19 protein-coding genes, 2 tRNA genes and 1 riboswitch are annotated in these 22,823 nt (G+C 62.6%); of the genes, 19 read left to right on the top strand and 2 right to left on the bottom strand.

What is annotated here, in order from left to right:
- The first annotated feature begins 156 nt into the window (after nucleotides 1-156).
- Nucleotides 157-1,716 carry a sigma-54-dependent phenylalanine hydroxylase transcriptional regulator PhhR gene (locus DN387_RS24805; RefSeq protein ID WP_043860280.1) on the top strand — a complete coding sequence of 520 codons (1,560 nt, stop codon included), beginning with the start codon at nucleotides 157-159 and terminating at the stop codon, nucleotides 1,714-1,716.
- Between the two features lie 87 nt (nucleotides 1,717-1,803).
- Here the strand turns inward: DN387_RS24805 and DN387_RS24800 are convergent, their stop codons facing one another.
- On the bottom strand, nucleotides 1,804-2,064 hold the full coding sequence (locus DN387_RS24800) for a DUF2790 domain-containing protein (RefSeq protein ID WP_043860281.1): 261 nt from the start codon (nucleotides 2,062-2,064) through the stop codon (nucleotides 1,804-1,806).
- A 414-nt stretch (nucleotides 2,065-2,478) separates the two neighbouring features.
- Here DN387_RS24800 and acs point away from each other — a divergent pair, with 414 nt between their 5' ends.
- The 13 genes from acs to astE all read left to right on the top strand — a co-directional run bounded on the left by acs (nucleotide 2,479) and on the right by astE (nucleotide 17,092).
- Nucleotides 2,479-4,440 (top strand): acetate--CoA ligase, encoded by a 1,962-nt coding sequence (gene acs / locus DN387_RS24795; RefSeq protein ID WP_043860282.1) that lies wholly within the window; start codon nucleotides 2,479-2,481, stop codon nucleotides 4,438-4,440.
- 535 nt (nucleotides 4,441-4,975) lie between these two features.
- Nucleotides 4,976-5,758, top strand: a complete 783-nt coding sequence (locus DN387_RS24790) for an ABC transporter substrate-binding protein (protein ID WP_043860283.1) — start codon at nucleotides 4,976-4,978, stop codon at nucleotides 5,756-5,758.
- A gap of 90 nt (nucleotides 5,759-5,848) precedes the next feature.
- On the top strand, nucleotides 5,849-6,538 hold the full coding sequence (locus DN387_RS24785; RefSeq protein ID WP_054916585.1) for an ABC transporter permease: 690 nt from the start codon (nucleotides 5,849-5,851) through the stop codon (nucleotides 6,536-6,538).
- A complete protein-coding gene (locus DN387_RS24780) occupies nucleotides 6,535-7,233 on the top strand; it encodes an ABC transporter permease (protein ID WP_054916584.1) in 699 nt (232 codons plus the stop codon). Before DN387_RS24785 ends, DN387_RS24780 begins: the two co-directional genes overlap by 4 nt.
- Before the next feature lie 65 nt (nucleotides 7,234-7,298).
- A complete protein-coding gene (locus DN387_RS24775) occupies nucleotides 7,299-8,063 on the top strand; it encodes an ABC transporter ATP-binding protein (protein WP_043860285.1) in 765 nt (254 codons plus the stop codon).
- Between the two features lie 107 nt (nucleotides 8,064-8,170).
- Nucleotides 8,171-9,151, top strand: coding sequence for a transcriptional regulator ArgR (gene argR, locus DN387_RS24770; RefSeq protein ID WP_043860286.1), 981 nt, complete (start codon nucleotides 8,171-8,173; stop codon nucleotides 9,149-9,151).
- Nucleotides 9,152-9,469: 318 nt separating this feature from the next.
- A complete protein-coding gene (locus tag DN387_RS24765; RefSeq protein WP_043860287.1) occupies nucleotides 9,470-10,690 on the top strand; it encodes an aspartate aminotransferase family protein in 1,221 nt (406 codons plus the stop codon).
- A gap of 128 nt (nucleotides 10,691-10,818) precedes the next feature.
- The gene (aruF, locus tag DN387_RS24760) at nucleotides 10,819-11,838 is read left to right on the top strand and encodes an arginine/ornithine succinyltransferase subunit alpha (RefSeq protein WP_043860288.1); all 1,020 of its coding nucleotides are present in this window, start codon (nucleotides 10,819-10,821) and stop codon (nucleotides 11,836-11,838) included.
- A 62-nt stretch (nucleotides 11,839-11,900) separates the two neighbouring features.
- On the top strand, nucleotides 11,901-12,929 hold the full coding sequence (astA, locus tag DN387_RS24755; RefSeq protein ID WP_043860289.1) for an arginine N-succinyltransferase: 1,029 nt from the start codon (nucleotides 11,901-11,903) through the stop codon (nucleotides 12,927-12,929).
- The gene (astD, locus tag DN387_RS24750; RefSeq protein ID WP_173925083.1) at nucleotides 12,926-14,392 is read left to right on the top strand and encodes a succinylglutamate-semialdehyde dehydrogenase; all 1,467 of its coding nucleotides are present in this window, start codon (nucleotides 12,926-12,928) and stop codon (nucleotides 14,390-14,392) included. Before astA ends, astD begins: the two co-directional genes overlap by 4 nt.
- Before the next feature lie 25 nt (nucleotides 14,393-14,417).
- Complete coding sequence (gene astB / locus DN387_RS24745; RefSeq protein WP_043860291.1) at nucleotides 14,418-15,767, top strand: N-succinylarginine dihydrolase; 1,350 nt, start codon at nucleotides 14,418-14,420, stop codon at nucleotides 15,765-15,767.
- 14 nt (nucleotides 15,768-15,781) lie between these two features.
- Nucleotides 15,782-16,072, top strand: coding sequence for a hypothetical protein (locus DN387_RS24740; RefSeq protein ID WP_043860292.1), 291 nt, complete (start codon nucleotides 15,782-15,784; stop codon nucleotides 16,070-16,072).
- A 12-nt stretch (nucleotides 16,073-16,084) separates the two neighbouring features.
- Complete coding sequence (gene astE, locus DN387_RS24735) at nucleotides 16,085-17,092, top strand: succinylglutamate desuccinylase (protein WP_054916583.1); 1,008 nt, start codon at nucleotides 16,085-16,087, stop codon at nucleotides 17,090-17,092.
- 89 nt (nucleotides 17,093-17,181) lie between these two features.
- Here astE and DN387_RS24730 read toward each other — a convergent pair whose 3' ends face one another.
- Entirely contained in the window at nucleotides 17,182-17,688 is a 507-nt protein-coding gene (locus DN387_RS24730; RefSeq protein ID WP_043860294.1) for a 6,7-dimethyl-8-ribityllumazine synthase, read from the bottom strand.
- A gap of 93 nt (nucleotides 17,689-17,781) precedes the next feature.
- Nucleotides 17,782-17,933, bottom strand: a riboswitch (FMN riboswitch).
- A 213-nt stretch (nucleotides 17,934-18,146) separates the two neighbouring features.
- Here DN387_RS24730 and alaS point away from each other — a divergent pair.
- The 5 genes from alaS (at nucleotide 18,147) to DN387_RS24705 (ending at nucleotide 22,812) form a co-directional block, all read left to right on the top strand.
- Nucleotides 18,147-20,765 carry an alanine--tRNA ligase gene (gene alaS / locus DN387_RS24725; protein WP_043860295.1) on the top strand — a complete coding sequence of 873 codons (2,619 nt, stop codon included), beginning with the start codon at nucleotides 18,147-18,149 and terminating at the stop codon, nucleotides 20,763-20,765.
- Nucleotides 20,766-20,855: 90 nt separating this feature from the next.
- Complete coding sequence (locus DN387_RS24720) at nucleotides 20,856-22,091, top strand: aspartate kinase (protein ID WP_043860296.1); 1,236 nt, start codon at nucleotides 20,856-20,858, stop codon at nucleotides 22,089-22,091.
- A gap of 184 nt (nucleotides 22,092-22,275) precedes the next feature.
- A complete protein-coding gene (csrA, locus tag DN387_RS24715) occupies nucleotides 22,276-22,464 on the top strand; it encodes a carbon storage regulator CsrA (RefSeq protein ID WP_010226667.1) in 189 nt (62 codons plus the stop codon).
- Nucleotides 22,465-22,536: 72 nt separating this feature from the next.
- Nucleotides 22,537-22,627 (top strand) — tRNA-Ser (locus DN387_RS24710).
- Between the two features lie 108 nt (nucleotides 22,628-22,735).
- Nucleotides 22,736-22,812 (top strand) — tRNA-Arg (locus DN387_RS24705).
- The last annotated feature ends 11 nt before the right edge of the window (nucleotides 22,813-22,823 follow it).

Below are 22,823 nucleotides of genomic sequence, written 5' to 3'. Positions count from 1 at the left end.
CGTATTTTTGTAACGCAGATTTTACGGTGGTGCCGAAGTGCCGAGAAAACGCAGGTGCTGGTAGCTGTGAATCCGCCTTTTTGTAACGTATTCTTTACGAGAATTCATGCCGTTGTGCAGATAGTTGGCCTCGTCTTCTTGTTTGTAGGACCTTTCATGCGTATCAAAGTGCACTGCCAGAACCGCATCGGTATCTTGCGCGACATGCTCAACCTGCTGGTCGAGTACGGGATCAACGTGGCCCGCGGCGAGGTGGGGGGCGAGCATGGCAATGCCATCTACCTGCACTGCCCGAACCTGATCAACCTGCAGTTCCAGGCGCTGCGCCCCAAGTTCGAAGCCATTACCGGCGTGTTCGGGGTCAAGCGGGTGGGCCTGATGCCCAGCGAGCGCCGGCACATGGAGCTCAATGCCTTGCTGGGTGCGCTGGATTTTCCCGTGCTGTCGATCGACATGGGGGGCTCGATCGTCGCGGCCAACCGTTCGGCGGCGCAGTTGCTCGGGGTGCGGGTGGACGAAGTGCCGGGCATTGCATTGTCGCGGTATGCCGAGGATTTCGACCTGCCGGAGTTGGTGCGGGCCAACAAGTCACGCATCAACGGCTTGCGGGTGAAGATCAAAGGCGATGTGTTCCTGGCCGATATCGCACCGCTGCAGTCCGAGCACGATGACAGCGAGGCGCTGGCAGGGGCCGTGCTGACCCTGCACCGGGCTGACCGAATCGGCGAACGCATCTACAACGTGCGCAAGCAGGAGCTGCGTGGGTTCGACAGCATTTTCCAGAGCTCCAGGGTGATGGCGGCGGTGGTGCGCGAGGCACGTCGCATGGCGCCGCTGGATGCGCCACTGCTGATCGAGGGCGAGACCGGTACCGGCAAGGAGCTGCTGGCCCGTGCCTGCCACCTGGCCAGTCCGCGTGGGCAGGCGCCGCTGATGGCGCTCAACTGTGCCGGGCTGCCCGAGTCGATGGCCGAGACCGAGCTGTTCGGCTACGGGCCGGGGGCGTTCGAAGGCGCCCGCGCCGAGGGCAAGCTTGGCCTGCTGGAACTGACCGCGGGCGGCACGCTGTTTCTCGACGGCGTGGGTGAGATGAGCCCGCGCCTGCAGGTGAAGCTGTTGCGCTTTCTGCAGGACGGTTGCTTTCGCCGGGTGGGCAGTGACGAGGAGGTGTACCTGGATGTGCGGGTGATCTGCGCGACCCAGGTGGACTTGTCGGAGTTGTGCGCCCGCGGCGAGTTTCGCCAGGACCTGTATCACCGCCTCAACGTGCTGTCGCTGCACATTCCACCGCTGCGCGAGTGCCTGGACGGCCTGGCGCCGCTGGTGGAGCATTTTCTCGACCAGGCCAGCCGTCAGATTGGCTGCCCGTTGCCGAGCCTGGCACCGGCGGCGATGGAGCGCCTGAGCCAATACCATTGGCCGGGCAACGTGCGGCAACTGGAGAACGTACTGTTCCAGGCGGTTTCATTGTGCGACGGCGGGGTGGTCAAGGCCGAGCATATTCGCCTGCCCGATTATGGCGCGCGCCAACCTTTGGGCGAGTTTTCCCTGGAAGGTGACTTGTCGCAAATAGTCGGTCGTTTCGAAAAAGCCGTACTTGAAAGTTTGCAGGGTGAATTCCCCAGTAGCAGAGCACTGGGTAAACGCCTGGGCGTTTCGCATACCACCATTGCCAACAAGTTGCGTGATTACGCAATCGGCAAAGTTGTGGAGTGACTTGAAAGGCGGGGAAGTTACTGTTTGCAGCGAGGGTGCGCCTCGTCGACACAAGGCCCGAGGCGCAACTACCGTCAGTGTGCTCTATCAGCCGTTGGAGCACCCGTTACCCATGACGCGGTATTCGAGAATGTGCTTCTGGCCTTGGGAGTCCTCGTAGGTCATGCGGGCCGGAACCACTTCGCAGACGTTCGGGACTTCGGTCATGGAAATGACTTTGGCGATGTCCAGATGTTGCGAGTAACTGTATTGTTCAACCGGAATCTGCTCGGCGGAAACATCTGCAACTTCAGCCGCCATGGCCGATGCGCAAAAACTACCGAGTGCCAATACCAGTAAAGCTTTCATCTTCAAGTTACCTGTCTAAGGTCGTAAGGGGTCACGCTGCGCTTGTGGCGCGGCGTGTGCAGCAAGTTGAAACTTTCAGGGTTATCGCGGGATTAACATGCCTTCGTGGGGGCTGTTACCAGTTAATTCGCGTTGCCGTTGCTGGCGAGGTGAATTCTAGGAGTGTGGCGGGCCCCGAAACAGAGCCCGTTTTGATAAACACTGTTGGCGGAAACTGTAACAATCAGTTGAAATTTCACCTCGGGATTTATTTTTCTATCTGTTGCCGCGCTGGAACGCCCGTGCCAGAGCGGTCGGCGCGCAGTGTTGGACCAAATGCAGGTCCCGTTACTACCAACGTCGAATGGCCCTTGGCGCTCTGGTACAGTTAAAACGAGGTCATACAAAAACAACTATTACACCGAGGTAACAAAGATGAGTGCGGCTCCCCTGTATCCCGTGCGTCCCGAGGTTGCGGCCAACACGCTGACCGACGAGGCGACCTACAAGGCCATGTACCAGCAGTCGGTGATCAACCCTGACGGCTTCTGGCGCGAGCAAGCTCAGCGCCTCGAGTGGATCAAGCCCTTCACCAAGGTCAAGCAGACCTCGTTCGACGACCACCATGTCGACATCAAGTGGTTTGCCGACGGCACTCTGAACGTTTCCTACAACTGCCTGGACCGTCACCTGGCCGAGCGTGGCGATCAGCTGGCGATCATCTGGGAAGGCGACGACCCTTCCGAGCACCGCAACATCACCTATCGCGAACTGCACGAGCAGGTCTGCAAGTTCGCCAACGCCCTGCGTGGCCAGGACGTGCACCGCGGCGACGTGGTGACCATCTACATGCCGATGATTCCCGAAGCCGTGGTCGCCATGCTGGCGTGCGCGCGTATCGGCGCGATCCACTCGGTGGTGTTCGGCGGCTTCTCGCCCGAGGCGCTGGCCGGGCGCATCATCGACTGCAAGTCCAAGGTCGTGATCACCGCCGACGAAGGGCTGCGTGGCGGGCGTCGTACCGCACTCAAGGCCAACGTTGACCTGGCGCTGACCAACCCGGAAACCGCCAGCGTGCAGAAGATCATCGTGTGCAAGCGCACCGGTGGCGACATTGCCTGGCACCAGCACCGCGACATCTGGTACGAAGACCTGATGAAAGTGGCTTCTGCCCACTGCGCGCCGAAAGAGATGGGCGCCGAAGAAGCGCTGTTCATCCTCTATACCTCCGGCTCCACCGGCAAGCCCAAGGGCGTGCTGCACACCACTGGCGGCTACCTGGTGTACGCCTCGCTGACCCATGAGCGCGTGTTCGACTATCGCCCTGGTGACGTGTACTGGTGCACCGCCGACGTGGGCTGGGTAACCGGTCACAGCTACATCGTCTATGGCCCGCTGGCCAACGGCGCCACCACCCTGCTGTTCGAAGGCGTGCCGAACTACCCGGACATCACCCGTGTGGCGAAGATCGTCGACAAGCACAAGGTCAACATCCTCTACACCGCGCCCACCGCCATTCGCGCGATGATGGCCGAAGGTCAGGCGGCCATGAAGGATGCCGACGGTTCGAGCCTGCGCCTGCTGGGCTCGGTGGGCGAGCCGATCAACCCTGAAGCCTGGAACTGGTACCACACCACCGTGGGCAAGGAGCGTTGCCCGATCGTCGACACCTGGTGGCAGACCGAGACCGGCGGCATCCTGATCAGCCCGCTGCCGGGCGCCACTGCGCTCAAGCCGGGCTCGGCCACCCGTCCGTTCTTCGGCGTGGTGCCGGCGCTGGTGGACAACCTGGGCAACCTGATCGACGGCGCCGCCGAGGGCAACCTGGTGATCCTCGATTCGTGGCCGGGCCAGTCGCGTTCGCTGTACGGCGATCACGACCGTTTCGTCGACACCTACTTCAAGACCTTCCGCGGCATGTACTTCACCGGTGACGGCGCGCGCCGCGACGAAGACGGCTACTACTGGATCACCGGCCGGGTCGACGACGTACTCAACGTCTCGGGCCACCGCATGGGGACCGCCGAGATCGAGAGCGCCATGGTTGCGCACCCGAAGGTCGCCGAGGCGGCGGTCGTCGGTGTGCCGCATGATCTGAAGGGGCAGGGCATCTATGTCTACGTCACGCTCAACGGTGGCGAGGAGCCGAGCGAAGCATTGCGTCTGGAGCTGAAGAACTGGGTGCGCAAGGAGATCGGGCCGATCGCCTCGCCAGACGTGATCCAGTGGGCACCAGGGCTGCCTAAAACCCGCTCGGGCAAGATCATGCGCCGTATCCTGCGCAAGATCGCCACGGCCGAGTACGACGGCCTGGGCGACATCTCGACGCTGGCCGACCCGGGTGTGGTGCAGCACCTGATCGACACGCACAAGTCGATGAACCTGGCGTCGGCCTGAGTCATCGCCGGCAGGCCGGCCCTTGTAGGGGTCGGCCTGCCGGCGATAGGGCCGGTTGGCTGTCAGCACAAAGCCCCGCACTGCGGGGCTTTTTCATGCCTGTTACGCCGACTTTCATCGGTAACCTTTTCTGTCACCGGTTTCGCACACAAACGGGGGATTGGGAAACGCCGCCGCCCGATCCGGGCGCATCCACCACGCCAATTTTGCATGGCTGCCACGATGCACTTGCCGGATTACAAGGCTTTGCCAATAATGGGCGCGGTTATTGCTTGATTGATAGGTTATTTGTCTCTCGCTTTTGCATATTCCGCGAAAGCTGTCAATATCTCCGGCCCTGACTTCCGGCGCTTCTGTAACTAGTTGTCGCATTGAAGAAATATCGGGTTCGGAGCTGTCGCTAAAATGCCAATCACTCGCTCGTGATGCCTCGACCCTGTTTCGTCGAGCCCTGCGCAGCTCGCGTTGTACCCATTCGCAACGTCGACGGCCAATCGGCCTGTCACGTATTGCCCTTTACCGATGGAGTTCCCAGATGAAGAAACTCGCACTGCTTGGCGCCCTGGCGCTGTCCGTGTTTTCCCTGGCATCGCTGGCTGATGAAAAACCACTGAAGATCGGCATCGAGGCCGCCTACCCACCGTTCGCTTCCAAGGCGCCGGACGGCAGCATCGTGGGCTTCGACTACGACATCGGCAACGCGCTGTGTGCAGAGATGAAGGTCAAGTGCGTTTGGGTCGAGCAGGAATTCGACGGCCTGATCCCGGCGCTCAAGGTGCGCAAGATCGACGCCATCCTGTCGTCCATGTCGATCACCGATGATCGCAAGAAGTCCGTGGACTTCACCAAGCGCTACTACCTCACGCCGGCCCGCCTGGTGATGAAGGACGGTACCACCGTCAGCGACAGCCTGGACGAACTCAAGGGCAAGAAGATCGGCGTTCAGCGTGGCTCGATCCACGACCGTTTCGCCAAGGAAGTGCTGGCCCCCAAAGGCGCCACCATCGTTCCCTACGGCACCCAGAACGAAATCTACCTGGACGTTGCCGCCGGTCGCCTGGATGGCACCGTGGCCGATGCGACCCTGCTCGAAGACGGCTTCCTCAAGACCGACGCCGGCAAGGGCTATGCATTCGTAGGCCCGTCCTTCACCGACGCCAAGTACTTCGGTGACGGTATCGGTATCGCCGTGCGCAAGGGCGACGCCCTGAAGGACAAGATCAACACCGCCATCGACGGCATCCGTGCCAATGGCGAGTACAAGAAGATCCAGGACAAGTACTTCAACTTCGACATCTACGGCCCTGACGCGCAGTAATCCGTCGACGTTTCACCTGTTCAATGGTGCAAGCAGCAGAAGCGCTGAGGTTTGCACCATTTTTTCATCCCTAAGGTCGAGGACCTCAACATGTTGAAAGGCTACGGGGCAGTCATCCTCGATGGAGCATGGCTGACGCTACAGCTCGCCTTGTCGTCCATGGCCCTGGCCATCGTACTGGGCCTGATCGGCGTGGCGCTGCGGCTGTCGCCAGTGCGCTGGCTGGCCTGGCTGGGCGACCTGTACGCCACGGTGATCCGCGGGATCCCCGACCTGGTGCTGATCCTGCTGATCTTCTACGGCGGTCAGGACCTGCTCAACCGCGTCGCACCCTTGCTCGGTTTCGACGATTACATCGACCTCAATCCGCTGATGGCGGGTATCGGTACCCTGGGCTTCATCTTTGGTGCATACCTGTCCGAAACCTTCCGCGGCGCTTTCATGGCCATCCCCAAGGGGCAGGCCGAAGCCGGCATGGCCTATGGCATGAGCGGCCTGCAGATCTTCTTCCGGGTGCTGGTGCCGCAGATGATTCGCCTGGCGATCCCTGGCTTCACCAACAACTGGCTGGTACTGACCAAGGCCACCGCACTGATTTCGGTGGTGGGCCTGCAAGACATGATGTTCAAGGCCAAGCAGGCGGCGGACGCGACCCGCGAGCCGTTCACGTTCTTCCTGGCGGTCGCGGCGTTGTACCTGGTGATCACCAGCGTCTCGTTGCTGGCCCTGCGTTACCTCGAGAAACGCTACTCGGTTGGCGTAAAGGCGGCTGATCTATGATTTTCGATTACAACGTCATCTGGGAAGCCATGCCGCTGTACCTGAGCGGCATGCTGACCACGCTCAAGCTGCTGGCGCTGTCGTTGCTGTTCGGCCTGCTGGTGGCAGTGCCGCTGGGCCTGATGCGGGTGTCCAAGCAGCCGCTGGTGAACATGAGCGCCTGGCTCTACACCTACGTGATTCGTGGCACGCCGATGCTGGTGCAGCTGTTTCTGATCTATTACGGGCTGGCCCAGTTCGAGGCGGTGCGCGAGAGCTTCCTGTGGCCGTGGCTGTCCAGTGCGACCTTCTGTGCGTGCCTGGCCTTTGCCATCAATACCAGTGCCTACACCGCCGAAATCATCGCCGGCAGCCTCAAGGCCACGCCCCACGGCGAGATCGAAGCGGCCAAGGCGATGGGCATGTCGCGGGTCAAGATGTACCGCCGCATCCTGCTGCCCTCGGCCCTGCGCCGGGCGCTGCCGCAGTACAGCAATGAAGTGATCATGATGCTGCAGACCACCAGCCTGGCGTCGATCGTGACCCTGATCGACATCACCGGTGCGGCGCGCACGGTCAATGCCCAGTACTACCTGCCGTTCGAGGCGTACATCACCGCCGGTGTGTTCTACCTGTGCCTGACCTTCATTCTGGTGCGCCTGTTCAAGCTGGCTGAACGCCGCTGGCTCGGCTACCTGGCGCCGCGCAAGGGCTGAGCCCGGCGGCAACTTTTTCGCCCCGGGCGCAGGCCCGGGACTGACGCTTTGTGAGAACCGACAGCATGTACAAACTCGAAGTCCAAGACCTGCACAAACGCTATGGCAGTCACGAAGTGCTCAAGGGTGTGTCCCTGGCGGCCAAGGCGGGCGATGTGATCAGCATCATCGGCTCCAGCGGCTCGGGCAAGAGCACCTTCCTGCGCTGCATCAACCTGCTCGAGCAGCCGCATGCCGGCAAGATCCTGCTCAACAACGAAGAGTTGAAGCTGGTGGCGAACAAGGACGGCGCGCTGAAGGCGGCCGACCCCAAGCAGTTGCAGCGCATGCGCTCGCGCCTGTCGATGGTGTTCCAGCACTTCAACCTGTGGTCGCACATGACTGCGCTGGAGAACATCATCGAGGCACCGGTGCACGTGCTGGGCATGAGCCGCAAGGACGCGCTGGAAAAGGCCGAGCACTACCTGGCCAAGGTCGGTGTGTCCCATCGCAAGGATGCCTACCCGGGCCATATGTCCGGTGGTGAGCAGCAGCGTGTGGCGATTGCCCGTGCACTGGCGATGGAGCCTGAAGTGATGCTGTTCGACGAGCCGACCTCGGCGCTGGACCCGGAGCTGGTGGGTGATGTGCTCAAGGTGATGCAGGCGCTGGCCCAGGAAGGCCGCACCATGGTGGTGGTGACCCACGAGATGGGCTTCGCCCGCGAGGTGTCCAACCAGCTGGTGTTCCTGCACAAGGGTGTGGTCGAAGAGAGCGGCAACCCGCGTGAAGTGCTGGTCAACCCGCAGTCCGAGCGGTTGCAGCAGTTCCTGTCCGGCAGCCTGAAATAATCGACCGTGCTACAGTTCGAGGCTGCCGCTTTGCACCAGAATAGGGCATGCTGCGCCTCGATCGAGGCTTTTCTCCCAGACTCCTCTCAGGTTTCGGACCTTACCCAATGACCACCCAGCGAATCGGTTTTCTCCTCTGGCCCAGCACCAAGGCCTTGACCCTGGCGCTGGCCGAAGAGGTCTTGCGGGTGGCCCAGAAGGTGCACCCCGAAGTGGTCTACGAGTTGCTGTTCCTGCAGGCCGAACCTGCGCCGGAGGGCGCCTGGCGCTTGCCTGGCGAAGCCTGGGTGGGGCGGCTGGAAGGTTGCCAGAAGCTGTTTCTGCTGGCCGATGAGCCGCCGCAGGCGGTAGGCGCGGCGCTGGGCAGCGCGCTCAAGCAACTGGTGCGCTCGGGGTGCGTGGTGGGCGGTCTTTCGGCAGGTGTGTATCCGCTGGCCCAGCTGGGCCTGCTGGATGGTTATCGCGCCGCGGTGCACTGGCGCTGGCAGGATGACTTCGCCGAGCGCTTCCCCAAGGTCATCGCCACCAGCCACCTGTTCGACTGGGATCGCGATCGGCTGACCGCCTGTGGTGGCATGTCGGTACTGGACCTGCTGCTGGCCGTGCTGGCCCGTGACCATGGCGCCGAGCTTGCCGGTGCGGTTTCCGAAGAGCTGGTGGTCGAGCGCATTCGCGAGGGGGGCGAGCGTCAGCGCATCCCGCTGCAGAATCGCCTGGGCTCCAGCCATCCGAAGCTGACCCAGGCGGTGCTGCTGATGGAGGCCAATATCGAAGAGCCGTTGACCACCGACGAGATTGCCCAGCATGTGTGCGTATCGCGCCGGCAGCTGGAGCGGATCTTCAAGCAGTACCTCAATCGGGTGCCCAGCCAGTATTACCTGGAGCTGCGCTTGAACAAGGCGCGCCAGATGCTGATGCAGACCAGCAAGTCGATCATCCAGATCGGCCTGTCGTGCGGGTTCTCGTCGGGGCCGCATTTTTCCAGCGCGTACCGCAACTTCTTTGGCGCAACGCCACGCGAAGACCGCAACCAGCGCCGCAGCAACAGCCCGTTCGAGTTGTCGTCGGCGCCTGCCGAGCGCGGCTGATTCGGTAGCGCAGCGCGACCTTCGGCGGCAAACCAGCGCCCGCAGCGTCGAAGGGGGCTGCACCGGCCCGAGGGCGCTGGCTTGCCAGCGAAGAAGCCCCCGCAAATCCGTGCGTGACACAATCTCCCCGCCAGCACCGCGCACCGTTTAAACTGCGCCTTTGCGACCCTATTTGTCGCATTGCCGAAAGCCTTGGCAAAACAGGGTTTGGCGCTATAAGAAGTTGTCGCTTGGCGGCAAGGCCGGGCGTTCATCAGTCCTTACAATCCCCCCATCGCTCGCCAGTTCCAGGCAGGCGTTCCTCTTCAGGAGACTCCGATGTCCGTTGAGCAAGCTCCGGTGCAACGCGCCGATTTCGACCAGGTAATGGTCCCCAACTATGCGCCGGCCGCTTTCATCCCCGTGCGTGGCCAGGGCTCCCGTGTATGGGACCAGGCGGGGCGCGAGCTGATCGATTTCGCTGGCGGCATCGCCGTAAACGTCCTGGGGCACGCCCACCCGGCACTGGTCGGTGCGCTGACCGAGCAGGCCAACAAGCTGTGGCACGTGTCCAACGTGTTCACCAACGAGCCAGCCCTGCGTCTGGCCCACAAGCTGGTCGACGCCACCTTTGCCGAGCGTGCGTTCTTCTGCAACTCCGGCGCCGAGGCCAACGAGGCCGCCTTCAAGCTGGCCCGTCGTGTGGCCCACGACCGCTTCGGCCCTGAAAAGCACGAGATCATCGCTACCGTGAACAGCTTCCACGGTCGCACCCTGTTCACCGTGAGCGTCGGTGGCCAGCCCAAGTACTCCGACGGCTTCGGCCCTAAGATCACCGGCATCAGCCATGTGCCGTACAACGACCTCGAAGCGCTCAAGGCGCAGATCAGCGACAAGACCTGCGCGGTGGTGATCGAGCCGATCCAGGGCGAGAGCGGCGTGGTGCCGGCCGACAAGGCCTATCTGCAAGGCGCGCGCGAGCTGTGCGACAAGCACAACGCACTGCTGATCTTCGACGAAGTGCAGACCGGCGTCGGCCGTACCGGCGAGCTGTTCGCCTACATGCACTACGGCGTGACCCCCGACATCCTGACCAGCGCCAAGAGCCTGGGCGGCGGTTTCCCGATTGCCGCGATGCTGACCACCGAAGCGCTGGCCAAGCACCTGGCCGTGGGCACCCACGGCACCACCTATGGCGGCAACCCGTTGGGCTGCGCCGTGGCCTCTGCGGTGCTGGATGTGGTCAATACCCCTGAAGTGCTGGCGGGCGTCAAGGCCAAGCACGAGCGCTTCAAGGCGCGCCTGGAGAAGATCGGCCAGCAGTACGGCCTGTTCACCCAGGTCCGCGGCCTGGGCCTGCTGATCGGTTGCGTGTTGTCCGATGCCTGGAAGGGCAAGGCCAAGGACGTGTTTAACGCTGCCGAGAAAGAAGGCCTGATGGTTTTGCAGGCCGGCCCGGATGTGGTGCGTTTCGCCCCCAGCCTGGTGGTGGAAGATGCCGACATCGATGAAGGCCTTGACCGCTTCGAACGCGCTGCCGCTGCACTGACCAAGGCCTGATACCGGCCTGCGGTCCTTCGCTGGCCCCGGTGGCCAGCGAACCGATTCTGGTGGCCCGTGCCCGTGGCACGTGCCGCTTCTTCTGCGCCGGCAGCTGTCGGCCCGATTTTCCCTAAAGGAGTGACACCATGCTGGTGATGCGCCCCGCGCAAATGGCTGACCTGGGTGAAGTGCAGCGTCTGGCCGCGGACAGTCCCATCGGTGTCACGTCCCTGCCGGATGATGCCGGTCGCCTGGGCGACAAGATCGCTGCGTCCGAAACCTCCTTTGCCGCCGAAGTCAGCTTCAATGGCGAGGAGAGCTACTTCTTCGTGCTCGAAGACAGCGAGACCGGCAAGCTGGTCGGCTGTTCGGCCATCGTGGCCTCGGCCGGCTATTCCGAGCCGTTCTACAGTTTTCGCAACGAGACCTTCGTGCACGCCTCGCGCGAGCTGAAGATCCACAACAAGATCCATGTGCTGTCGCAGTGTCACGACCTGACCGGCAACAGCCTGCTGACCAGCTTCTACGTGCTGCCCGAACTGGTGGGCACCGGCTGGGCCGAGCTCAATTCCCGCGGCCGGCTGCTGTTCATGGCAGCGCACCCGGAGCGGTTTGCCGATTCGGTGGTGACCGAGATCGTCGGCTACAGCGACGAGCACGGCGACTCGCCGTTCTGGGATGCCATCGGGCGCAACTTCTTCGACCTCAACTACGCTGCCGCCGAGCGCCTGTGCGGGCTCAAGAGCCGTACCTTCCTTGCCGAGCTGATGCCGCATTACCCCATCTATGTGCCCCTGCTGCCGGATGCCGCGCAGGAGGCCATGGGCCAGGTGCACCCGCGCGCGCAGATCACCTTCGACATCCTGATGCGCGAAGGCTTCGAGACCGATCACTACATCGATATCTTCGACGGTGGGCCGACCCTGCATGCGCGGGTGTCCGGCATCCGCTCCATCGCCCAGAGCCGGCTGGTGCCGGTCAAGCTGCAGGAGCAGGCCGTCAAGGGTGGGCGCCCGTACCTGGTATCCAACGGCCAGTTGCAGGATTACCGCGCCGTGATGCTGGAGCTGGACTGGGCCCCTGGCAAGCCGGTGCAGCTGGACCTGGCCGCCGCCGAGGCGCTGGGAGTGGGTGAGGGCGCCAGCGTGCGCCTGGTCGCGGTCTGATTGCCTGGCTACCCCAGGTCGAGTTTCGCAGGGGCCAGCAGGCACCTGCCCGAGGAGATAGCATGATTGTTCGTCCCGTACGCAGCAGCGACCTACCGGCGCTGATCGAGCTGGCGCGCAGCACCGGCACCACCGGCCTGACCACTCTGCCGGCCAACGAAGAGCGCCTGGCCCACCGGGTGGGCTGGGCCGAGAAGACCTTCCGCGGCGAAGCCGAGCGTGGCGATGCCGACTACCTGTTCGTGCTCGAGAACGACGAAGGCGAAGTGGTGGGCATTTCGGCCATCGCCGGTGCCGTTGGGCTGCGTGAACCCTGGTACAACTACCGGGTGGGCCTGACCGTCAGCGCGTCCCAGGAACTGGACATCTACCGCGAGATCCCCACGCTGTTTCTGGCCAACGACCTGACCGGCAACTCCGAGTTGTGCTCCCTGTTTCTGCGCAGCGACTACCGCAGTGGCCTCAATGGTCGTCTGCTGGCCAAGGCTCGCCTGCTGTTCATTGCCGAATTCAGCGAACTGTTCGGCAACAAGATCATTGCCGAAATGCGCGGCATGTCCGACGAGCAGGGCCGTTCGCCCTTCTGGGAGAGCCTGGGCCGACACTTCTTCAAGATGGAGTTCAGCCAGGCCGACTACCTGACCGGGGTCGGCAACAAGGCGTTCATCGCCGAGCTGATGCCCAAGTTCCCGCTGTACACCTGCTTTCTGTCCGAGGCGGCGCGCAATGTGATCGGGCGCGTGCACACCGATACCGAACCGGCGCTGGCCATGCTGCAGAGCGAAGGCTTCAGCTATCAGGGCTACGTCGACATCTTCGACGCGGGCCCGGCGGTCGAGTGCCAGACCAGCAAGATTCGCGCGGTGCACGACAGCCAGGCCCTGGTGCTGGCGATCGGCACGCCGGGCGACGATGCCACCCCATTCATCATCCACAACCGCAAGCGCGAGGACTGCCGTATCACCGCAGCGCCCGCGCGCTTGGCTGCGGGCACCCTGGTGGTCGACCCGCTGACGGCCAAGCGCCTGCGCCTGAGCGCCGGTGACCAGGTACGTGCGGTGCCACTGTCCGCAGCACGGGAGGCCAAATAATGACCACGCACTACATTGCCGGTACATGGCAGGCCGGCCAGGGCGAGGCCCTGCAGTCGCTGAACCCGGTCAGCCAGCAGGTGATCTGGCAGGGCCAGGGCGCCGACGCGGGGCAGGTCGAGGCCGCGGTACAGGCTGCGCGTCAAGCCTTTGCTGGCTGGGCTCGCCAGCCGCTGGAGGCGCGTATCAGCGTGCTCGAAGCCTTTGCCGCGAGCCTCAAGGCCCACGCCGATGAACTGGCCCGCTGCATCGGCGAAGAAACCGGCAAGCCGCTGTGGGAGGCCACCACCGAAGTGACCAGCATGGTCAACAAGGTGGCCATTTCGGTGCAGAGCTACCGCGAACGTACCGGCGAGAAGAGCGGCCCGCTGGCTGACGCCACGGCGGTACTGCGGCACAAGCCCCACGGTGTGGTGGCGGTGTTCGGCCCGTACAACTTCCCGGGCCACCTGCCCAACGGGCATATCGTGCCGGCGCTGCTGGCCGGTAACAGCGTGGTGTTCAAGCCCAGCGAGCTCACGCCGAAAGTGGCCGAGCTGACGCTCAGGTGCTGGATCGAGGCCGGGCTGCCGGCTGGCGTGCTCAACCTGGTGCAGGGGGCGCGGGAAACCGGGGTGGCCCTGGCGGCCAACCCCGGCATCGACGGCCTGTTCTTCACCGGCTCCAGCCGCACCGGCAACCTGCTGCACCAGCAGTTCTCGGGGCGCCCGGACAAGATCCTGGCCCTGGAGATGGGGGGCAACAACCCCTTGGTGGTCGACCAGGTGCAGGACCTGGACGCTGCGGTATACACCATCATCCAGTCGGCCTTCATTTCCGCCGGCCAGCGCTGCACCTGTGCACGCCGCCTGCTGGTACCCCAAGGCGAATGGGGCGACACCCTGCTGGCGCGGCTGGTGGCCGTCAGCCGGAACATTTCGGTGGGCGCGTTCGATCAGCAGCCGGCGCCGTTCATGGGCTCGGTGATCTCCCTGGGGGCAGCCCGCGCGCTGCTCGATGCCCAGGCCCAGTTGCTGGCCAGCGGCGCACAGTCGCTGCTGCCGATGACCCAGCCACAGGCCGATGCGGCGTTGCTGACCCCGGGCATCATCGACGTGACCTCGGTGGCCGAGCGCCCGGACGAGGAGTTCTTCGGGCCGCTGCTGCAGGTTATCCGCTACAGCGATTTCGATGCCGCGATCCGCGAAGCTAACAACACCCAGTACGGCCTGGCCGCAGGGCTGTTGTCCGATTCCGAGGCGCGCTACCAGCAGTTCTGGCTGGAAAGCCGCGCCGGTATCGTCAACTGGAACAAGCAACTGACCGGTGCCGCCAGCAGCGCACCGTTCGGTGGTGTCGGGGCCAGTGGCAACCATCGGGCGAGCGCCTATTACGCGGCCGACTACTGCGCCTACCCGGTGGCGTCGCTGGAGGCATCCAGCCTTGTGCTGCCCGCCACGCTGACGCCCGGCGTCACCCTATAACAACAGCTTCACGGAGCCTTAGCCGATGAAATCATTTGAAGTGAATTTTGATGGCCTGGTGGGGCCGACGCACAACTACGGCGGGCTGTCCTACGGCAACGTTGCTTCGCAGAGCAACAGCCAGCAGGCATCCAACCCGCGTGAAGCGGCGCGCCAGGGCCTGGCGAAGATGAAGGCGCTGATGGAGATGGGCTTTGTGCAGGGCGTACTGGCCCCGCAGGAGCGTCCGGATGTGGCTGCGCTGCGTCGCCTGGGCTTTGGCGGCAGCGATGCGCAGGTCATCGAGCGGGCGGCCAGGGAGGCGATGCCGTTGCTGGTCGCCAGTTGCTCTGCGTCCAGCATGTGGGTGGCCAACGCCGCCACGGTCAGTCCGAGCGCCGATACGGCCGATGGACGCGTGCATTTCACGGCGGCCAACCTGAACTGCAAGTACCACCGCAGTATCGAGCACCCGACCACCAGTCGTGTGCTGGGCGCGATGTTCGCCAATACGCAGCACTTTGCCCACCATGCCGCGTTGCCGGCGGTGGCGCAGTTCGGTGACGAAGGTGCTGCCAACCACACGCGCTTCTGCCGTGCCTATGGCGAACCGGGCGTGGAGTTCTTCGTGTTCGGGCGCAGTGCATTCGATGCGCGCTACCCGGCGCCACACAAATACCCGGCCCGCCAGACCCTGGAGGCTTCCCAGGCGGTTGCCCGGCTGCATGGCCTGAGTGCTGACGGCGTGGTCTATGCTCAGCAGAACCCTGCCGTGATCGACCAGGGCGTGTTTCACAACGATGTGATCGCGGTGGGCAACGGCGAGGTGCTGTTCTATCACGAGGACGCCTTCCTCGACACCGAAGCGGTGCTGGCCGAGCTGCAGGCTAAACTGGCCGGATGTGGCGGCAAGTTCAAGGCCATCTGCGTGCCGCGGGCCCAGGTGACGGTCGAGGACGCCGTGCGTTCGTATCTGTTCAACAGTCAGTTGCTGTCCCGTGAAGACGGTTCGATGCTGCTGATCGTGCCGGAGGAATGCCGCAACAACGAGCGGGTCTGGGCCTATCTGTCGGCCTTGACCGGCCAGGGCGGGCCGGTGACCGAGGTCAAGGTCTTCGACCTCAAGCAGAGCATGCAGAATGGCGGCGGCCCCGCGTGCCTGCGTTTGCGCGTGGCGCTCAACGAAACGGAACTGGCGGCCGTCAACCCAGGGGTTATCATGACCGCGCCGCTGTACGACACCCTGACCCAATGGGTCGACAGGCACTACCGCGACAGCCTGAGCGAACGCGACCTGGCTGACCCGCAGCTGTTGCTGGAATGTCGCACGGCACTGGATGAGCTGACCCAGATCCTCAAGCTGGGTTCGGTGTATCCGTTCCAACTCCAACCTTGAAAGAGAACTCGATTATGTCCGACGCCCTGCAGCTGATCCTCGAAGATGAAGATGGCACCCAGCTGGAAACTTCCTGCACCCGTTTTGCCGTGCTGTGGCAAGGCAAGGAAGTGTGGATTCAGCAGGATGGCCGCGGCCAGCTGCTGATCGGTGTCGATGTTGAAGAAGGCGACGCCGAGTATGCCAACCTGCTGCTGCGCCCGCTGGCCACCAACCTGGTGAGCCTGCAGCTGGAAATGGAGCCGGCCGATGCTGGCGAAGATGACGACCACGTCCATGGCCCCGATTGCGGGCATCACCACTAAGGAACACCGCCCATGCTCGCCCTCGGCAAACTGCTTGAACTGACCCTTGCCGGTCGTGAACCGGCAGAGAAGACCCAGCTGACTGTCGAAGGCGTGCGCATGCGCTGGCTCGACGAGGGGGCGCTTGAAGTGACCCCGCCCGAGGGGCGTGACGATGGCATGGACCTGCTGCTGTCTGCGGGCATTCATGGCAACGAGACTGCACCGATCGAGTTGCTCGACGAACTCCTGCATGGCATTGCCAGGGGGGAGATCAAGCCGCGGGCGCGTGTGCTGTTCCTGTTCGGCAACCCCGAGGCGATGCGCACGGGCGCGCGGTATATCGAGCACGACGTCAACCGTCTGTTCAACCGGCGTCATGAGCAGTCCAGTGGTGTCGAGGCATTGCGTGCCTGTGCGCTGGAGCGTCTGGCAACGGCCTTTTTCTATAAAGAGGGCCGTACCCGCCTGCACTATGACCTGCACACCGCCATTCGCGGCTCCAAGATCGAGCAGTTTGCGCTGTATCCCTACAAGGAAGGCCGTCAGCACTCGCGTCGGGAACTGGCTCGCTTGCGCGCCGCCGGCATGCAGGCTGTGCTGCTGCAGAGCAAGCCTTCGATCACCTTTACCGCATTCACCTACGAAACCCTGGGGGCCGAAGCGTTCACCCTCGAGCTGGGCAAGGCGCGGCCGTTCGGCCAGAACGGCGAGATCAAGCTCGGCAAGCTCGAAGCGCGGCTCAGGGCGATCATCGAGGGTAACGAGCCGGCTGAAGATGAAGGGATCGGCGGGCTGCAACTGTTCAGCGTCGCGCGCGAGATCATCAAGCACAGCGACAGCTTCCACCTGCACCTGCCGGCGGATATCGAGAACTTTTCCGAGCTTTCCAGAGGGTATCTGCTGGCCGAGGACCTGGCCGAGACGCGCTGGGTTGTCGAGGAGGAGGGCGCGCGGATCATTTTCCCGAACCCCAAGGTGAAGAACGGGCTGCGTGCGGGGATGCTGATCGTGCCTGCGTCGGATGAGCAGTTGGTCTGAAGATGAAACACCTTCGCCGGCAAGGCCGGCTGCTACAGGTGTCGCGCATCCCGTAGCAGTTGGCCCTGCCGGCGAAAGGGGCAGTGCAATCAGCCCGCCATCTTCTGCGGTACTTCATTGCGGCGCAGCGAGCGCAGCTTGAGCAGGGTGTCGGCGCAGGTCACTGCCGCTTCGGCGCCCTTGTGCACGAAGTGATCGAAGAAGAACTTCTGGTGCTCGTCGCCGGCATGGAAGTGATGCGGGGTCAGTACCACCGAGAACACCGGCACTTCGGTTTCCAGCTGCACCTGCATCAGGCCGCTGATCACCGACTGGGCGACGAATTCATGGCGGTACAGGCCGCCGTCCACCACCAGGCCTGCAGCCACGATGCCGGCGTAACGGCCGCTGCGGGCCAGCAGCTTGGCGTGCAGCGGGATTTCGAAGGCACCGCCGACTTCATAGAAGTCGATATCGCTCAGCTGATAGCCTTGCTTGGCCATCTCTTCGACGAAACCCTTGCGGCTCTGGTCAACAATATCCTTGTGCCAGCAGGCCTGGACGAAGGCGATGCGATCGTTGTGATGGCCTTTGCTGTCGATTGGGGTAGCTTGCATTGAAACGAACTCCTGTTTGTATGAGAAACAGGGCAGTGGATCGAAGGGGATTGTCGTTGCGCAGATGTGCAGACGCAGGCACTCGCGTGCCTATCCCGCTCTCTCTTTATCCGGACTATGACCGTCGGCCCCGGAATCACACCGGGTCTGCTGACCTTGCAGGGTTGCCTGCAAGCGCTCGCGGGCTATGCGCAATGGGCGCAATTACCGCCGGTGGGGAATTGCACCCCGCCCTGAGAACGTGCCGCCAGTGGCTGGCGACGCACACGTTGTAGCATAGATGTCGGCAGAACGTATAGCCTGCTAAGCAAACCGCGCCGGATGAAGGTCATTTCATCCTCAAATGGCGGTTGGCGATGTATAAACTCACTGCACCTCGTGTTAAGGCTCGATATAATGCGGCCCTTTGCCGTCGTTTCGTCAATTTGACGCAGGCCGCCGTTTCCGTGGAAGAACCTATGAAAAGCGCAGAAATCCGTGAAGCCTTCCTTCGCTTCTTCGAAGAGCAGGGCCATACCCGAGTTGCCTCCAGCTCCTTGATCCCGGGCAACGACCCGACCCTGCTGTTCACCAACGCGGGGATGAACCAGTTCAAGGACTGCTTCCTTGGCCAGGAAAAGCGTGCGTACACCCGCGCCACCAGCAGCCAGAAGTGCGTGCGCGCCGGCGGCAAGAACAGCGACCTGGAAAACGTCGGGTATACCGCGCGTCACCATACGTTCTTCGAAATGCTGGGCAACTTCAGTTTCGGCGACTATTTCAAGCGTGATGCCATCACCTACGCCTGGACCTTCCTCACCGGCGTGCTGCAACTGCCCAAGGAAAAGCTCTGGGTCACCGTGTATGCCACCGATGACGAGGCCTACGACATCTGGACCCAGCACATCGGTGTGCCGGCCGAGCGCATGGTGCGCATTGGCGACAACAAGGGCGCGCCCTACGCCTCGGACAACTTCTGGACCATGGGCGATACCGGCCCGTGCGGCCCCTGCACCGAGATCTTCTATGACCACGGCGCCGACATCTGGGGTGGCCCGCCAGGCTCGCCGGAAGAAGACGGTGACCGTTACATCGAGATCTGGAACAACGTCTTCATGCAGTTCAATCGCACTGCCGACGGCGTGCTGCACCCGCTGCCTGCACCGTCGGTGGACACCGGCATGGGCCTGGAGCGCATCAGTGCGGTGATGCAGCATGTGCATTCGAACTATGAAATCGACCTGTTCAAGAACCTGCTGAGCGCGTCGGCTGCCGCCATCGGCTGCAGCAACGAAGACCAGTCGTCGCTCAAGGTAGTGTCGGACCACATTCGTTCGTGCAGCTTCCTGATTGCTGATGGCGTGCTGCCTTCCAACGAAGGCCGTGGCTACGTGCTGCGTCGCATCATTCGTCGCGCCTGCCGTCACGGCAACAAGCTCGGTGCCACCGGCAGCTTCTTCTACAAGATCGTTGCGGCGCTGGTTGCCGAGATGGGCGAGGCGTTCCCGGAACTCAAGCAGCAGCAGGCCAACATCGAGCGCGTGCTCAAGGCCGAGGAAGAGCAGTTTGCCAAGACCCTGGAGCAGGGCCTGAAGATCCTCGAGCAGGACCTGGCCGAACTCAAGGGCAGCGTGGTGCCCGGTGACGTGGTGTTCAAACTGTATGACACCTACGGTTTCCCGATGGACCTGACGGCCGACATCGCCCGTGAGCGCAGCCTGACCATCGACGAAGTCGGTTTCGAGCGCGAGATGGAGGCGCAGCGTGAGCGCGCGCGTTCGGCCAGCGCCTTCGGCCTGGACTACAACACCCTGGTCAAGGTCGATGTGGCCACCGAATTCACCGGTTATGCCACCACCGAAGGCGCTGCCAGCGTCGTTGCACTGTACAAGGACGGCAAGGCCGTCGAGCAGCTGGGGGAAGGCGAGGAGGGTGTGGTGATCCTCGATCGCACGCCGTTCTACGCCGAGTCCGGCGGCCAGGTGGGTGACTGCGGGTACCTGCAGGCCGGTGCCGTCCGCTTCGATGTCCGTGACACCACCAAGACCGGCGGTGCCTTCCTGCACCACGGTGTGGTTGCCAGCGGCAAGCTGAGCGTCGGTGCCCAGGTTGAAACCCGGGTCGATGCGCAGGTTCGTCATGCCACCTCGCTCAATCACTCGGCCACCCACCTGCTGCACGCGGCATTGCGTCAGGTGCTGGGCGAGCACGTACAACAGAAAGGCTCGCTGGTCGACAGCCAGCGCCTGCGTTTTGACTTCAGCCATTTCGAGGCGGTAAAGCCAGAGCAGCTCAAGGCGCTGGAAGACATCGTCAACCGCGAAGTGCGCAACAACACCGAGGTCATGACCGAAGAGACCGACATCGAGACTGCCAAGCAGAAGGGCGCCATGGCGCTGTTCGGCGAGAAGTATGGCGACAGCGTGCGCGTGCTGAGCATGGGCGGTGATTTCTCCGTTGAGCTGTGCGGCGGCATCCATGCCAAGCGCACCGGCGATATCGGTCTGCTCAAGATCATCAGCGAAGGCGGTGTGGCCTCCGGGGTGCGTCGTATCGAAGCGGTCACTGGCGCCGCCGCACTGGCCTACCTGAACGCTGCCGAAGAGCAGCTCAAGGAAGCTGCCCAGCTGGTCAAGGGCAGCCGCGAGAACCTGGTCGACAAGCTGTCGGCGGTGCTCGAGCGCAACCGTCAGCTGGAAAAACAACTGGAGCAACTGCAGGCCAAGGCCGCCAGTGCTGCCGGCGATGACCTGTCTGCCAGCGCAGTCGACGTCAAGGGCGTCAAGGTGCTGGCCGCGCGTCTGGACGGGCAGGACGGCAAAGCCTTGCTGGCCCTGGTCGACCAGTTGAAGAACAAACTCGGCCGCGCAGTGATCCTGCTCGGCAGTGTCCACGAAGAAAAGGTCGTACTGGTTGCAGGCGTGACCAAGGACCTGACCGGCCAACTCAAAGCCGGTGATCTGATGAAGCAAGCCGCTGCAGCGGTGGGCGGCAAAGGCGGTGGTCGTCCGGACATGGCGCAAGGCGGTGGCGTGGATGCCGCAGCGCTGGACGGTGCACTGGCTCTGACCGTGCCATTCGTAGAACAGGGTGTCTGAAGCGCCCGGTGGCCCGCCATCCGATGGCGGGCCCTGGCGTTGGGTAATTGTGTTTATTGGGTGCCCTTCACGGGCTGAGGCGGCTTTGAAATGGCGTTGATCGTACAGAAATTTGGCGGCACCTCGGTGGGCACGGTCGAGCGCATCGAACAGGTTGCCGACAAGGTGAAGAAGTTCCGCGAGGCTGGCGACGACCTGGTGGTCGTGCTGTCGGCAATGAGCGGGGAAACCAATCGTCTGATCGAGCTGGCGAGGCAAATCAGCGATCAGCCGGTTCCGCGCGAGCTGGACGTGATCGTGTCCACCGGCGAGCAGGTGACCATCGCGTTGCTGGCCATGGCGCTGATCAAGCGGGGTGTGCCTGCGGTGTCCTACACCGGCAACCAGGTGCGTATTCTCACCGACAGTGCGCACAACAAGGCGCGCATCCTGCAGATCGATGATCAGAAGATTCGTGCCGACCTCAAGGCAGGTCGCGTGGTCGTGGTAGCCGGTTTCCAGGGCGTTGACGAGCACGGCAGCATCACCACGCTGGGGCGTGGCGGTTCCGATACCACCGGCGTGGCCCTGGCGGCTGCATTGAAGGCTGACGAGTGCCAGATCTACACCGACGTCGATGGTGTCTATACCACCGACCCGCGCGTGGTGTCCCAGGCGCAGCGGCTGGACAAGATCACTTTCGAAGAGATGCTGGAAATGGCCAGCCTCGGGTCCAAGGTGCTGCAGATTCGGGCCGTGGAGTTTGCCGGCAAGTACAACGTACCGCTGCGTGTACTGCACAGTTTTCAGGAGGGTCCGGGTACCCTCATTACTATTGATGAAGAGGAATCCATGGAACAGCCGATCATTTCCGGCATCGCCTTCAATCGCGATGAAGCCAAGCTGACCATTCGCGGTGTGCCGGATACCCCGGGCGTGGCATTCGGGATTCTGGGCCCCATCAGTGCAGCCAATATCGAAGTCGACATGATCGTGCAGAACGTTTCGCACGATAACACTACCGACTTCACCTTCACCGTACACCGCAACGATTACGAAAAGGCGCAGAAGGTACTGGGTGAAACCGCCCTGAAGCTCAATGCCCGCGAAGTGGTGGGTGATACCAAGATCGCCAAGGTATCGATCGTGGGTGTGGGCATGCGCTCGCATGCGGGCGTTGCCAGCCGCATGTTCGAATCGCTGGCCAAGGAGAGCATCAACATCCAGATGATCTCCACTTCGGAAATCAAGGTGTCGGTGGTTATCGAAGAGAAGTACCTGGAACTGGCTGTGCGTGCCTTGCACACCGCTTTCGAACTCGACGCGCCTTCCCGTCAGGGCGAGTAAGCGTTGTGCTCACTGGGGCGCGGCCTGGCCGCGCCCTTCGTGTTTTTGAACGGCACAAGAAACCTGTGGGTTGTCGGGTGTCGGTCAACGTTCAGGCGTAGGTCCGCCGCTGTTCTGGTGGCGGGTTGAAGCCCTTTTTTTTGCAGACTGTTATCCCTGAACTGAATTGCGTGAGGAGAAAGGTATGTTGATTCTGACTCGTCGGTGCGCAGAGAGCCTGATAATTGGCGACGGCGAAATCACCGTGACCGTGCTCGGCGTCAAAGGAAACCAGGTACGGATTGGGGTGAACGCGCCCAAGGAAGTGGCCGTGCACCGTGAGGAAATCTACCTGCGGATCAAGAAAGAGAAGGACGAAGAACCAACCCATTAATTTTTATCGATATTTTTTCAAAAAAGGGTTTGCAAACGGGGAAGGCTCTGGTTATTATACGCCCCGTGTTGCGGAGAGGTGGCCGAGTGGCCGAAGGCGCTCCCCTGCTAAGGGAGTATACCTCACAAGGGTATCGGGGGTTCGAATCCCCCCTTCTCCGCCATTATTCATGTAGGGCGCTGTAATCTTGCTTGAATCGCTAAGTAGTTGAAATTAAACGAAAAAGTGGTTGGCAAATCGATTAAGCGGTCTATAATGCGCGGCAACAAATGCACTCGTAGCTCAGCTGGATAGAGTACTCGGCTACGAACCGAGCGGTCACAGGTTCGAATCCTGTCGAGTGCACCATATGACGAAGT

It is taken from the genome of Pseudomonas sp. FBF18 (assembly GCF_024261405.1).
GTDB classification, from domain to species: domain Bacteria; phylum Pseudomonadota; class Gammaproteobacteria; order Pseudomonadales; family Pseudomonadaceae; genus Aquipseudomonas; species Aquipseudomonas palmensis.
Note: the sequence above shows the minus strand (reverse complement) of the source record. Positions and strands in the feature narration are given on the sequence as shown.